The organism is Luteolibacter sp. Populi (assembly GCF_040801775.1).
Lineage (GTDB): Bacteria > Verrucomicrobiota > Verrucomicrobiia > Verrucomicrobiales > Akkermansiaceae > Haloferula.
Map to the genome: position 1 here is coordinate 670,539 of NZ_CP161812.1, position 14,527 is coordinate 685,065.

Annotated in this window: 9 protein-coding genes; 3 read left to right on the forward strand and 6 right to left on the reverse strand. The window is 62.5% G+C overall.

What is annotated here, in order from left to right; genetic code table 11:
• Positions 1-4: 4 nt before the first annotated feature.
• A complete protein-coding gene (locus tag ABWK72_RS02665; RefSeq protein WP_367873232.1) occupies positions 5-1,090 on the reverse strand; it encodes a glucose-6-phosphate dehydrogenase assembly protein OpcA in 1,086 nt (361 codons plus the stop codon).
• A 63-nt stretch (positions 1,091-1,153) separates the two neighbouring features.
• Entirely contained in the window at positions 1,154-2,686 is a 1,533-nt protein-coding gene (zwf, locus tag ABWK72_RS02670; protein ID WP_367873233.1) for a glucose-6-phosphate dehydrogenase, read from the reverse strand.
• A gap of 721 nt (positions 2,687-3,407) precedes the next feature.
• Between zwf and ABWK72_RS02675 the strand changes: the two genes are divergently transcribed.
• The 3 genes from ABWK72_RS02675 to ABWK72_RS02685 are packed head-to-tail and all read left to right on the forward strand — an operon-like array spanning position 3,408 to position 5,442.
• Entirely contained in the window at positions 3,408-3,809 is a 402-nt protein-coding gene (locus ABWK72_RS02675) for a hypothetical protein (protein WP_367873234.1), read from the forward strand.
• Positions 3,806-4,603 (forward strand): metal ABC transporter ATP-binding protein, encoded by a 798-nt coding sequence (locus ABWK72_RS02680; RefSeq protein WP_367873235.1) that lies wholly within the window; start codon positions 3,806-3,808, stop codon positions 4,601-4,603. Before ABWK72_RS02675 ends, ABWK72_RS02680 begins: the two co-directional genes overlap by 4 nt.
• Before the next feature lie 5 nt (positions 4,604-4,608).
• Positions 4,609-5,442 (forward strand): metal ABC transporter permease, encoded by an 834-nt coding sequence (locus tag ABWK72_RS02685; protein ID WP_367873236.1) that lies wholly within the window; start codon positions 4,609-4,611, stop codon positions 5,440-5,442.
• A gap of 78 nt (positions 5,443-5,520) precedes the next feature.
• Here the strand turns inward: ABWK72_RS02685 and ABWK72_RS02690 are convergent, their stop codons facing one another.
• The 4 genes from ABWK72_RS02690 to ABWK72_RS02705 form a co-directional block, all read right to left on the reverse strand.
• Positions 5,521-5,721 (reverse strand): hypothetical protein, encoded by a 201-nt coding sequence (locus tag ABWK72_RS02690; RefSeq protein WP_367873237.1) that lies wholly within the window; start codon positions 5,719-5,721, stop codon positions 5,521-5,523.
• 7 nt (positions 5,722-5,728) lie between these two features.
• Positions 5,729-8,344, reverse strand: a complete 2,616-nt coding sequence (locus ABWK72_RS02695) for a PA14 domain-containing protein (RefSeq protein ID WP_367873238.1) — start codon at positions 8,342-8,344, stop codon at positions 5,729-5,731.
• A 668-nt stretch (positions 8,345-9,012) separates the two neighbouring features.
• The gene (locus ABWK72_RS02700; protein WP_367873239.1) at positions 9,013-9,567 is read right to left on the reverse strand and encodes a hypothetical protein; all 555 of its coding nucleotides are present in this window, start codon (positions 9,565-9,567) and stop codon (positions 9,013-9,015) included.
• The gene (locus ABWK72_RS02705) at positions 9,564-14,360 is read right to left on the reverse strand and encodes a lamin tail domain-containing protein (RefSeq protein WP_367873240.1); all 4,797 of its coding nucleotides are present in this window, start codon (positions 14,358-14,360) and stop codon (positions 9,564-9,566) included. Before ABWK72_RS02705 ends, ABWK72_RS02700 begins: the two co-directional genes overlap by 4 nt.
• Positions 14,361-14,527: the final 167 nt, after the last annotated feature.

Here is a 14,527-nt window from a genome sequence, read left to right on the forward strand (position 1 = left end):
CCGCTCAACGTTCCAACAACTGCTGGAACTTCGGCAGGATCTTCTGGAACAGCGAGTTCTTGCCACCGCGGGCCAGTTGCTCGCCGATCAATCCGACCTGATTGTCCGGATCCACCGGGCCGGGCGATTCGGTGACGTGCTTGCCGGTCCTGATCCGCCGCGTGAGGAAAGGCGCATCCGCCTCCCGGGAAACGGCAGCCTCCACTCCCCCGCCCTGCAGGGACACGAGACCGAGCGGAGCCGAGGATCCGTCGGCTGTTAGAGTGGCGGCGATTGCCTTGCCGGCCGGGCCTTCGAAGGAAAACCCCTCCTTGGTCCCGCTACGGCGGACCACGGCCAGATCAAGTTCCATGCCGTCCCGCCAACCGGCTTGGACTGCCAGCCACGCGAGCATCTGGAGCGCGGTGCTGCGGTGCGCGGGATGGTAGACGATCTCCACCGTATCCACTTTTGGCAGCGCGCCAAGCACCAGCGGGTCGTCGTGCAGCGCGGCCACGGAAACGCGGAATTGAAAGCTCCGGGTCCAGGCCAGATCCTGCACCACCAGTTCGCGGGTCGCGCCTGCCACGGCGGCGGAGATCGTGGCGAAGGAATCCACCGGATTCGCCCATTCGGCGCTATCGAAGACGAAGCGGTCCACGAGGCTGTAGAGACGGTCCTCGAAGATCGGAGTAAGTTCGCCCTGCCACCAGAAAATCAGCGGCAGATCGGAGGCGAGGTGGGCGAAGACGGTATTCCGCAGGCGCCCGGTGGCCTTGCCGGTGAGGGCAAAGGAGATTTGTTCACAGCACACCGACTTCTGACCGTGCAGGAGGTGGCAATGCGCGGTGATCCAAGCGCGGATCGAAGCCTCGGGAGCGGTGCGATCGATGCCGATCAGCAGCGCCCGGCAGGCATGCTCGGTCGTCAATTCGCGCACCGCCGCGGAGTTCTTCTCCAACGAACCCGGTTCCTCGGAATACACCGCCAGGTTCATCAGCGAGGCATTCGTACGCGCCTCGTCTTCGTCCCACAGCTTGCGCAGTTCCTTGTCGATCGAACCGATCGGCACTTCGCGACCGAGTTCGGGATGCATCTCTAGAGTTGCCATGCTGCGCGGATCTTAAATCTCAAATTCTAAATCTTAAATCGAGAGCGGGCTCGTCGTCCCACGTCACAACCTCCGCCATGAATTGCCGTCCTGCTGCAAAAGTTCGTCGGCCTCCTTCGGGCCCCAGGTGCCGGCGACGTATTGCGCCATCGGCGGCGGATTGTCGCTCTGGTGCCAGGCATGTTCGATGTTGTCGATGAACTTCCAAGCCTCTTCCACCTCGTCGCGCCGCGCGAAGAGCGTGGCATCGCCGGCCATCGCATCCAGCAGCAGGCGCTCGTAGGCTTCCGGGCTGCCCTTGCCGAAGCTGGTGGCGTAGTGGAAGTCCATTTTCACCGGCTCCAGGCGCAGGCTGGTGCCGGGAATCTTCGAGACCATGCGCAGCGAGATGCCCTCGTCCGGCTGGATGCGGATCACCAGCACGTTCGCCCCGGGCACGCCGCCGGGCAGGGCATTGAAGAGCACGCAGGGCGGAGCCTTGAAGTGCACCGAGATCTCGGTCGCCTTCTTCGGCAATTGCTTGCCCATGCGGATGTAGAAAGGCACGCCGCTCCAGCGCCAGGTATCGATCATCAGGCGCACGGCCACGTAGGCCTCGGTCATGCTCTCGGGATCGACCCGGTCTTCCTCGCGGTAGCCGGGAACCGTTTTGCCATCGACATGACCGGCGGAATACTGCGCGCGGACGACGTTCTGGGCGACCTTCTCCGGGGTGTCCCACTGGCGCAGCGAGCGGATGACCTTGACCTTCTCATCCCGCACGCCGTCGGCCCCGAGATCGGTCGGCGGCTCCATCGTGATCAGGCTGAGCAGTTGCAAGAGGTGATTTTGCACCATGTCGCGCAGCGCGCCGGCAGTGTCGTAGTAACCGCCACGGCCGCCTTCCATCCCGAGGTTTTCGGCACAGGTGACTTGGACATGGGAGATGTAGCGATTGTTCCAGAGCGGCTCGAAGATCGCATTGGCGAAGCGCAGCACCATGATGTTCTGCGCAGTCTCCTTGCCGAGATAGTGGTCGATCCGGTAAGTGTCCTTCTCCTGGAAGGTCTTGTTCACCACCTTGTTCAAGTGCTGGGCGGTGGCGAGATCGGTCCCGAAGGGCTTCTCCACGATCACCCGTGACCAGCAGCCGTCCTTGGACTTGTTCAGGCCGGCCTCCTTGAGCTGCTCCAGGATCACGTCGAAGAACTCCGGCGCGCTCGCAATGTAGAACAGCCGGTTCCCCTTCCCGCCGCGTTCGCGGTCGATCGCATCGAGCCGTTCGGCCAGGCGCTTGTAGCCATCGGCCTCGTCGAACTCGCTCTTATGGTAGTGGATATTCTCCACGAACTTGCCCCACAGCGCGTCATCGTGGCCGGAGCGCGAAACCTTGCGGTTGAGCTCCTCCAATCCCTTGCGGAATTCCTCATCCGACTTCTCGCGCCGGGCGAAGCCGAGGATCTTCACTCCCGGCGGCAATTCGCCGTCCACCGCGAGATTGTAGATGGCCGGCACCAGCTTGCGGTGGGTCAGGTCTCCGGTGGCACCGAAGATGACGACGGTGCAAGGCTCCGGGCGCGACCGGGAGACGAGGTCTTCGCGAAACGGGTTCGTCATGGCAGAACGGCGGTGTCGCTCAAAGCGCACCAATGGGGAAGCGAAATGGGTATGAATTCTCGTCAACCGGTGGATGAGGCGGAGCGAAGCGAATAACACACCGGCGGAAAGCGGCTTAAGGAAGCGGCGTCGAAGGGGTGCTTCCGGCAAAGCGATAAATGCATTTCACCATGCATTTGCGTGCATTGCAATAGACAAAACTGCATTTCCACCTCATGCTGCAACCTTGATCGGTCACCTCCAACTCCAGCGGAACTTCTTCAGCCACGACCGCTGGCGCACGGCACGGGTGCGTTTCTTCCCGGGTTTATCCGAAGATGAGAAGCTGATCGCGCGGGGAAGAGAGCCGGAAAGGGAACACTTCGGAGAGGTGATAACTATCCTTGAATACGGCACTTACGGAATCGACGCGGACGAAAAGGGCACACTCGCGGCACACTCGCGGCACACTCGCGGCACACTGACGGCACACTCACGGCACAAATAGAAGAAGGGGAAGAAGGGGGAAAAAGGAAAGAAGGGGGAACTTCTTTTGCACGGGACGGAGCGAGCTCCTGTCCCGTGCCGGAGTTGAGGTGGTCGGAGGAGACGGGCTTCGCGGGAATCACGGAAGGGGACTGCAAGCACCGGGGGCAGGCGTATCCGGCGCTCGACGGCCCCAAGGCCCTCAAACGCAAATCGCTTGCAACTGCGCTCCTCCTGCGCGAAGGATCGCTCGTCGATGCGCGGCTCACCGCTACTACGCACCCTGATCGTCCTAGCCGCCCTCTTGGTCACCGGCCTCGCCCTTGCGCGCCTGACCCACTCACGCTCGGTCCAAGCGCCCGTCGACAAGGAGGAACCCGCCGCAGCCCCGGTCGAGATCAAGAAAGCCAGCTTCGAACTCTTCCTCTCCAGCACCGCGAAGGAAATCTCCCTCGACGCCGGTGCGGCTCCCGCGACCACCCTCTCGGGCAGCCTGGAAGTTCCCGGCGATCACCCGGTCATCTCCCTCCGCGTGGCATGGACCGACAACTCCCCCGGCCACCGCTTCGCCAAGCTGCGGCTCGAGATACCCGGCAAGCCGACACTCGAACACGTTTTCGATTCCTCCGGCGACATCGACGACATCTGGGAACCATGAGCGACGAACACCACGACTGCTGCGCCCACCACGCGCATCACCACGAGTTGGTGATCGACGCCCTTCAGGTGCGCTATCGCAACACTCTCGCGCTGGAGGACGTCTCCTTCGCCACCTCCTGCGGCAATCGCGTGGCCTTGGTCGGGCCGAACGGCGCGGGCAAGAGCACGCTCCTGAAGGCAATCGCCGGACTGGTCCCGCGCAGCGCCGGCAAGATCCTGTGGCGCGGTTCCGCCGTGAAGCGCTGGTCGCGGGAGTTCGCCTACCTTCCCCAGCGCGAGGAGGTCGATTGGTCCTTCCCCATCACCGTCCGCGGCCTGGTCGAGATGGGACGCTATCCGCAGACCGGCATGTTCGGGCGCTTCACGGCGAAGGACGATGCCGCGGTCGACAATGCGCTGGCCTCGCTGGATCTGCTCGACCTCCAGCGCCGCCAGATCCGCGAACTCTCCGGCGGCCAGCAGCAGCGGACCTTCCTAGCCCGGGCGCTCGCGCAGGAAGCACACGTGCTTCTGTTAGACGAACCCTTCACCGGGCTCGACCGGAATGCCTCGCGGCAACTCGGTGACTTGTTAGAGCGCCTGGCGAATGAAGGCCGCTTGGTGGTGGCATCCCATCACGATCTCGCCAGCGTGCCTCGGCTCTTCGATGAGGCATTGCTTCTGAACACCCGGCCGGTCGGATTCGGTGCTGCCGCCGAAATCCTCGGCGCAAGCAACCTCGACCTCGCCTTCGGGCACATCACGGATGCGGAGGACCGTGCCGCGCCCCAGCCCGTTACCTCCGACCTCTGAGCGCCTTGGACCTCTTCTCCAATCCCTTCTACCAGCGCGCACTCGCCGCGGCGTTGCTCATCGGCTTCGCCAATGGCTTCTTCAGCGGCTTCGTGGTGCTGCGACGGAATGCCCTTTCCGTCAGCGCTCTCTCGCACACCATGTTGCCGGGGATCGCCTTCGGGATTCTCCTCACCGGAGCGCTCACGCAGGCCAGCGCCTTCGTTGGAGCCCTCTTCGCGGCGCTGATGGTCGGCCTCGGCTCGGTGGCGATTGCCCGCGGCAACCGGGTCGCGCAAGGCACCGCGCTGGCGGTCATCTACACCTCCGCCTTCGCGGCCGGCGTGGCGATCTTGCCCCGGCTCGATACCCGGCAAGAGCTGGAGCACTGGCTCTTCGGCGACATCATGGCGGTCGGCGATGGCGATCTGCAGATCGCCTTCTGGATCGGTGCTTTCACCCTGATCTCGGCCAATCTCCTGATGAGGCCGCTCCTTCTGACCCTCTTTGAACCGAACGTTGCCGCCGCCCAAGGCGTGCCGGTGCGCTTCATGCACTACCTCCAGTTCACCCTGCTGGTGTTGTCGCTGGTCAGTTCCCTTCAGGCGGTCGGCTGCGTGCTTTCGGTGGGAATGTTGATCGCCCCGGCAGCGACAGTCTCCCTGCTCACGGACCGTACCTCGGCTTTGTTCTGGGGCGGCGGTGCGCTGGGTGCAGTGGGTGCCGTCGGCGGGGTTCTTCTCGCAGCTTGGATGCGGCTCGCTCCCGGGCCGGTGATCGTGATGCTGCTGGGCGTGATGTTCCTCGCCGCCTGGGTCTTCAGCCCGAAGTATGGCGTGATCGCCCTGCGGAAGAGCTGATACCTGTAAAGCGAAACCCCGGCTACGTCGTGACGACGCAACCGGGGCTTGATCAATCGATCCAAGAATCCATCCGGCCTATCGTGCCCGGTAGAATTGCCTGGCGGGTGCTGCACCCGAAATGACATAGGGCGAGGTAGCCCCGGGCACGTCGGCGAACGGCGTGAGCAGGTCCGGGGAGGACTGGAGCACACCCGTGTAGGTCACCGTCTTCTGGGTCCCGACATGCGAGATGGAGATCATCGGCGTCGGTCCGGTGGATGAAGTCAGAACGCTCATCGCAACGTTATCGATGTCCTGCCGGGCGTTGAATCCGCCCGTACAGGCCGCCGGCAATCAGGCGGAAGGACTCGTTCGGCAGATCGAAGCCGGGCACCAGCACGTCGGTAAAGATCTGATGCACCGTGGCCGCGCCATTCACATCCTCGGTCATCTGCAGGCTGACATAAGTGCCGCCGAAGACATTGGTATACATCGTGACCGTCGCCCGATGGAACTGGTTCGAGTTGAGCGCGAAGGGTGGAACCAACGCCACAAGTGGAGCGGTAGGAGCGGCCGGACCGATCATCCGCACGGCGCTATTGAAGTGAGCGAATCCAAAGGCAAGCGCGTCCGGAATGCCGCCTGCCCCGCTGGGGTCTTCCCAATTCTTCGGCCCGGTCGCGGCCGGATTGTTGGCGCCGGTCTCGCCGTAGGTCGCGGTTCGGAAAAGCCCGATGCCGATCCCGTCAGCCGTGGCGCTTTCCGGGAGCGGGCTACTGATCCGGAAGTCGAAGTTCAAGCGCAGCGCGACGATCGGAGCAGAGGCCACCTTGTTCCACGCCACCGAGTTGTTGTTGCTGTTGGTCGCGGAAGTGATCTCGATCGCCTGCAGGTTCGCGGGGACACCACTGGCGGTGACAAGAGGTGTGAAACCGCCGCCGCTTGTGGTGAAGGCATAGGTCGAATTCAGCGCCACACCGTCGAAGTTATCGGTCAACAAAGCCGGAAAGGTCGCCGGCGGAAAGCTCGAGGCGAGCTTCGGATCGGTGCCGACGCCCACTTCGCGGGGGTCACTGAAACCGTCTTCATCGGTATCGGCTTTGTTCGGATCCGTTCCCGGCTGACCCGGGCCCGTGGTGGGCAGGTCGAGATTTTCCACGTTGTCCAGGAAGCCGTCACCATCGGTGTCTTTGACCAGCGGATCGCTACCGGTGTTGGTGGCGCTCACCCAAACGCCGGTATCGGTTTCCACGAGGTCGCTTAGCAGGTCATCGTCCGTGTCAGGATCGTTCGCCTTGGTCCCGAGCACATACTCGCCCAAATTGCTGAGGCCGTCCGAATCGAAATCGTCACCGGCACCGTTCGGGGTAAGGGCCGACCCGGGATCCAGGCCATTGTTGGTCTCATACTGGTCGGGCAGTGTATCGCTATCCGTGTCGGGGCTGTAGGCCTCGACCAACTGCCAGGTCGTTTCCTCATTCGCGAAGTAATCCCCCGGCTTCTGCGAGATCGAGAGCTCCATATTGTCCCCGCCGGCATTCTCATACATGGTGTATTCGAGATTGTGTATCCCCGCGGTCAGTTCGATCGCACCGAAGGCAGGCAGGTTGACGTTGGTGCCCCTGAAGACTTCCTGGCCATCGATGACGAGGCGCTCCCCGTCGTCGGCACGACCACGAAAGCTGTAGGAGCCCGCCTCCCGGATGAAAATCGGTCCCGTGGCTTGCGCGGCGAATTGTTCCCCGTTCCCGGTAGTGGCCGGAAAGCGCCGGTCGGAACCGAAGGAGCCCGCGGGATCGCCACCGGAATAGTTAATCAGGGGGCTTAACTGCGTGGCCGAAATTCCGGCGTTGGTCCCCGCCAGCAGGGCATCCGCGGTGTCGAAGTTTTCGACCGTGCCTGAAGCCGCATACACTTGGCGAACCGTGAAGCTTCCCTTTCCGTCCACCGACGAACCGTTGACGAGAATGGGTAGTTTGGCATCGACGGGATCGTTGCTCGTGAGATCCAAGGTCGCATTATAGGACGCCTTCAGGCCATCCCCGTTGAAGCGAAGCGTGAAGGTTTCCGAGGCATTCGGGGAAATGGTGACAGGGAGGGTCAAACCCTCGACCGCAAACTTCGCTGCATCGGTTCCCGTGAAGCCTGCCGCAGTGATGGTCAAGTCGGCGTTGCCCGTGTTCGTGATCCTGAAGGGTGCCGTTTGCACGAACCCCGCAAACCCCACGACCGGCACGAAGCGCGGCAATGGCACGGGATTGCCTGAAACTGAAGCAAGGGTGTCGAACCCCACGATCGGCGCATTGGCATCCAGGCCGATGACAACCTCATAAGGACCGCCGGTTCCGCCGGGAAGACCCTGCCCTGATCCCGGAGTGCTCGGGTCCCCTGGCAAATTGCCCCCCGGCTGATCCGGCACGTTGATCCAGTTGCTCACGACCACATAGTAGGTCCCGCTGGTTGCCGCGGTGTAGCTCAGCTTACTCGAACGGTTCCCATTCCCGATATCGTCGTTGAACGCCACCACCGTGTTGACTTCCCCCGGGCCGTAGACTCCGACAAACGAATCGAAATCATCGGTAATCCCGGCATTCTTCAAGTCGACCGAAATGACCTGCCCGGCATTGGCGCTCAGCATGAAGAAATCGAAGTCACCGCTGAAATCTATGTCCCCGTTGGCATAGGCTCCGTCCTCGGTGTGGCCGTAAGCGACCTTGATGCCGCTGCTCCCGGCGGTCAGGCCGGTCGGATTCGCGGTGGAGAACGAGTCGTCCTGCTCTGTTTGGGCGATCTCTTGCCCGAAGACCGGGGTCATCCCGCAGAGCACGGCGAACAGGCCCGCAAGGAGCGGTTGCCGGGCTCCCGGCGATAGGTCGGCAGATCCGACGGATGGGCGATTGCAGGTCTTTTCGCTGATCATGGTTTGTATTATTATTGGCTTAACTTGGCAGCATTCGCGCCACCACCCTGACATCTGAAAATGGCGACGCATGGCCACGTCCCTATTCAGATCATCCAGGTCGGAAGCGAGGCTGCCGGACCTCCCTGCTACGAGAGGAGTCTCACATCATTTCACACAAATTCAGCAAGTAGCAGCAGGCGCGCCAGCCAACAACGGAAAGCCGTCATTCCACCTCTCCTGATCGCGCATAATTCCATGCGAATCAACGGCGAGCAATCATTGCGCCACGACGCATCGGCGAGCAGCAAAAGTAATGCTGCCGCATGATTTCTCTCCGCCCCCGCAGGCCCGGAACATCATCGTTGTATTACAGGAATACCGGAAGCTCCGCAGTTCCAAGCAGGTAGGCTCAGTCCAACCGCGACCTATCTTGGATCACATTACATTAGTTTACCTGCCTGCTCGACGACTCGACAACCAAGTTGGCGAGTGGTCTCACGCTTGCCCAAGGATTCGGAAAGGATTGAATTGAAAAAATCTGTGCTGTGCCGAATCACGTCAGACTACCATCGAAGGTTTACTCGTCGCTGCAAAGTCGCAGGAAAAAATTGCGGTCCCGAGGCGGCGGATGAATTGCGGAAAAACGGGTGATCTCCAGGCGATCTCGGCGAAACACCGCGCGCCTCCTATTTCCGGATCACGTGGAGCACCTGAAAATCCGCAGGCTTCAGATCCCGCTCTCCGGCGAGGTAGGCTTCGAGAATCTCCAGAGCCGCCGTTGCCGTCGCGATCCGGGTCCGGAACAAATCGCGGTCTGCCTTCCTCAGGTCCGCGTCATCGAGGGCCTCCACTAGATGCCTCTTGAGCCAAACCTTCTTGCCGAGATAGCCCACCAACTCACCCAGCACGTCGAGCGCATAGCGGTGTTCGTCATCCCGCTGCTTGCTCATGATCCGGTTGCAGATGAAAGCATGGCAGATCGGCGGCCGGCCGACACCCAGCTTGCAGCCGGTGGGACCGAGATACCCGGCCTTCGTGTCGAAAGTCACGCGCGAGCCATGGACCGCGAGAAGGAACGGGCTCTCCGCCGCCTCCCGGCAGATGGCAGTACGGCAGCACGGCGTGGGGCACACGCTGCAAAACGGAGCGCACACCGTCTGCATGACCCTGGCCACGCCCTGCTCGATCAACCGGTAGTCGTCGAGCAAAGCGTCGAATTCCGGATCGGCCAAGGCGGTCATGGTTCCATTTCCGCCTCCAAGCGCAGGAAGCCGCTGTCCTCCACGGACAACCAGGCACGGCGCATTTCCGTGCTACCATCGGTAGAGATCAAGTCGTCGTGCACGGCGGGAATCCATGCCTCCAAGTCGCTCGCCTGCAAGACTGAAAGGATCGCATCGTCCCGATCCTTGCGCAGTGTGTAATCCAGGACGAAGCGCGGCTCACCGCCGTTCGGATCGACAGACGAGGCCAGCGTGTTGAAGGCATCCGGATCGCTGCCCAGCATGTATTCGACCACGTTCGGCAGGCCATCGGCATCCACATCCTCGGTCTGGCCCCCGCCGGAGACGGGGAAATGGGTGAAGCGCCACGCTGCGTAGCCGCTCGCGCCGGTGCCCGGCGCCGCAGTAGAGGCGGCCCATGCCGCAGGATCGCTGCCTTGATGGTGAATGCCTAGGCGGCGGATGGAGGATCCGGTCCCCGAGGCAGTGCTTGGCCACGGTGCGGCGGCAAGGTAGTTCACCTCATCCTCGATCATCAGGCCGATGTAGCCGGGCTCTTCCGCGGGCGGCGTCACAAAGCGGCGCAGGCGCACCGTCCCGGCGGTATTCCCCAGCGTGTTACCCGCCATCCATGGCCCGATGAGGCGGCCTCCGGCCGGCACCCCGTATTGCATCCGGAAGGCGTTGGCCTGAGCTGGCAGCAAGTCCGGATCAAAGGACAGCAGCACGATCGACTCGCCCGCGGCAATCGGGAAGGAGGCCGGGAAATCAAAGTCGATGTCGCCGCGCAGGGTCCATTTGCCGAGCTCATCCGCGCTGGCCCCCGTATTGGTGATCTCCACGAATTCGGGCGTGCCGGTCGCCGGGAAATACTGGATTTCCGAAGCTTGCACCGGGCCGACGCGGGGCTCGGAATTCGCCGCATCCGGCGTGTAAGCAGCAAGCGGAGCCAAGCTGCCGCTGCCATCCGGATAAGCACCGTATGAGACACCGGGAAGCATCGGCGTGAACTCCGCCTCGTTCTCGAAGTTCAGCAGCTTGCCGGTCGTGGGATTCGCCGAGAGCAGCCACAGATGCCCGCCGCGGTTGCCATCGAGCGGCATCTCTCCCGTGGGGCTGAACAAGGAATCATCGAAGCTCACATAGCCGCCCGCGGAAATCGTGGTGCCATCCGGAATCCGGAAGCGCCGGTAGTCCGCGGCGCTCTCGATTGCAGCCGCGGTGCTGAGGAACCAGCCGCCGATGTCCACCGGGCTGCCACCCGCGTTGTGAAGCTCGATGGCATCGCGGGCCGGCAGGTCGGTATTGGCAAGAATTTCATTCACCGTCACCGTGCTGGCCGGCACCGCCTGGGTCAGGCCGGGATCGCCGTTCACCGCCGTGCTCGCCTGCCAGTTGAAGGGGTCATCATAGAATGGCGTGCCGACGCCGATGAACTCGATCGCACTCCCCTCCCCGTCCGCCCGCGCCGGCCAACCGTCCCCCTCATCGTCACCATAAGCGAACTCCGCGATCAAATTGCCGTTACGTTCGAGCAGGATGACTGAGTCGCCACCGTTATCGAGGCTGCCGTCGCCCGACCATGCACCGGCGATGCGCGCGGCCGCGGCACTGCCATAGCGGAGCGCGAAGGCCTGAGGATTTCTAACCACCACCGCGCGCGCGCCGGGGGCCAGCGTGAATGCGGGCAAGGTGACCGCGGCCACCGGCGAATCCTCGGCCAGCGACACGCCATCCAGATTGATCGCGGCGGCGCTGATGTTCTTCAGCTCGATCCACTCGAAGTCCGCGGCCTCCGCCTCCGGCATCGCGGCAGCTTCCGCGGCATCAGGTCCCAGCGGATTGAAGTTGATGGCACTGACCAGGAGCGTGTCCGCATCGGCATAGGTCTCGTTGACCAAATACAGCGCCTCGACCGGGCCGCTCCAATTCGTGGCAGGCATGGCGAAGCTCCCGGAGCGGAAGGTGCGTGCGATCAGCTTCATCGTCGCCGGGATCGTCACCGGACCGGTGTAGAGGGTCGCCGAGGCGGACGGGGCACCACCCTCCGCACGCGGGTCGCTGCCATCCGTCGTGTAGTAGACGGAATTACCGGCCTGCACCCCGATCGCGGTGTTCAGACCCGCCGCCACGGGCCCGGAGGCACGGGCGATGACGGGTTGCGAGGCAAACTGGCCGTCGATCCACGACGAACGCGTGGACAACCAGTTCTTCATCGCATTGATCTCGGTCGTGATGTTGTTGGAACCCGCGCCATACCAGCGCGTGTAGTCGCGGCTGGCCGGATTGTCCGTATCGGTCGGCTTGAATTCAGTCCTGTATCCTTCGAAAACGCTGTTCACGTTCGCAGTCGCCAGCGGACCCTTGCGCAGCTTCTGCCAGCGGTCGACGTAGGTCTGGCGGAACTCGACATCCGCAAACAGCGTGCCCCACCAGGCAAAGGTGAAGTAGTTCGTCGCGTCTCCCCCGCCGATCCAGGACGTGGGATCATCGTCGCGGCCATCGGTGGAATTCGCGGAGCGGTCGAAGTCCCAGAGCGGCCCCGCCGCCATCTTTCCGGCGCGATCCTTTTGGAAATACGCACTGAGCCGCAGGGCATCGACGTTCTTGGCCAAGCCGTTAAAAATGCTGTGATCCGCCCACGCCGCGGAATCGATGTAGTTGCGGTAATTTCGCGTGCTGAATCCGCCCGCCGCCTCCGTGTAGAGGGCATTCTCGAAAGTCTGGAAATAATTCACCAGGTAGCTCGACTGCTGACTCGCCAGATCGGCCAGCTTCGGCCGGTGGATCACCAGATTGTCCCCACCGGTACCCGGAGGCGGCAGATTGCGGTTGGTCCTCCACGAAAACTCATCGCCCTCGGGCGAATCGACCTTGAAGATGAAGCCGCCGCTCACCCCGGGGTAAGTCGTCTCCCCTTTCTCCATGTCGTCGATATCAACGCGGTCTTCGCCCCGCCGGATCGTCTCGCAGAGGATGTAGACGCCACGGTAGTCGGCATTCCCGTAGCTGAGCTGGTCGCCGTTCTGGTTGAAGAAAACTTCCACCAGCCGCGTGCGCGGGGACCAGCGGCCGGCCTGCCGGCTCATCTCGTAGATCCAGGCATTCCGCGAGAAGGCCCGGTCAAAGTTGTGGGATCCGATCAGCGCCCAATCTTCCCCGGCCGGCATGCCGAGGATTTCAGCATCCGTGCCATTGCCGCTCTCGTCCTGAACTTCGATCCCATAGGACTTTTTCGGGAAGCTCGCGGAACTCCGGCCGCGGATCTTCATCGAGGCATTGAGAGTCGTGGTCGGAGCCACGGAAGTGCCCAAGGAAGCGTAGCCGCTCTCATCACGGTCATAAATCTGGATGCGGACGTTCTCCTCGGCATCCCCGAGCTCGAGTCCGCCACGGTTGTTCAGGACCAGGATCGGCAGGGCCGATTTGAAGGGCTGGCCCGGTGCCGCGTAGCTCGCCAGGTTCGCGTCCAGCAGCTCATACTGGCGGGCACCGATGAATCCCAGCGCCCCCGTCGCGGGTGCAAAAATACGCGCCCGCACGACCTTGCTGGCGCTGACGCTGAAAGGCCCCGCGTAGGATGCGGAAGCGGCGGTCGGCGTGCTGCCGTCCGTGGTGTAACGGATCTCTTGGCCACCGATCGCACCACCCAGGGTCAGATTGAAACTGCCGCTGAATGTCCCCGCATTCCGCGAGAAGGTGACCTCCTGCGGGATCACCAAACCCGCGCCGCCGGAGTTCTTCGCACCCGGCGTCGGCATCGCGAAATAGCCCGCGGGCAGGGGCGGACCGCCCCCTGCCACTGTCCCGGTCAATTCCGGCCGAAGCAGGAAGTCGCTCGACGTAAGGTTCTGGTTGAAGCCTTGGATGCAGAGCACGTTCGCTCCCGCCACCAGCAGGCCCGAGCTTTCCGTGATATTGAAATCCTCGAAGATCACTGCTAGCGGGTCTTCATGGCTCCCCGTCGCGGCGCTGTCCCACGCCGGCGCGGCGAAGCTATTGCGGCGCAACTGGGTGCCGCTGGACATCAACGGCTGGCCGTTCAGCCAGCAAATGAAGCCGTCGTCATACTTCAACCTGAGCTTCAGGCTCATGACCTGGCTTCCTGCCGCAACCGTGAAGGGCACCCGTAGATAGCAGGAGGTCCTGACCGTTCGCATCGACTGGTTGTTGCCGCCGGGCCCGATGTCATTGAGGAAGCTGGTATCGGGCGGGGAAATATTCGTGTCGTAGCCGATCCCCAAGGTCGCGGTATTCCAGCCGGTGGGAGTGTAGGCCGTATTCTTCCAAGTCGATAGCGGGCTATTCGCCGAAGTTGGCACGATCCAGTGGCAGCTGGCACTCTCGGTGAAAAAGGTAACCGGAGCCTCGCTGGAAGGCGGCCCGTAGGAAAGATCGCTGAACTGCGCCGGGAAAGAGGGGTTGTATTCCGACACCGCCGTCTGCCCGTCCGGCAGAATCAACCCGAGGTATTCCCCGCCCGCACTAAGAGCGAAATTCGAGTGCAGCGGCTGGCCCGGTACCCGGCGGTCTTTTTCCGAGGCGAACACGATCAAATAGCCGCCCGCCGGAATCGTAACGGCAGGGAAACGCCACTTCGTCTTGGCGCTCGCATTGTCGGTGAGATACCAGTCGGTTAGGTCCGCCGCAGTCGCATCCGGATTGTGAATTTCCACCCAGTCCGGGCGATCTCCATCTCCATCTTTGATGCCGCTTTGGTTGCTGGCGCAAAACTCATTGATAATGAGGCTCGCGTTTGAAACAGTCGCTAGCGCCGTGAAAAGCAGCGTGAAGGCGATAAAATAGCGCATTGAAGGGGTTTTCAGAGAGATGCAGGGGTGAGCGGAATCGCTTGGGTCGTGACGATTACGTCACAAACCAGCGTCCGGTTTAACCGACGGCAAGAGACAATATTTTTGCATCGTCTGGCACCGAATCGGAACAGGGCGACAAACTTACGGAATCATACACAAATCTG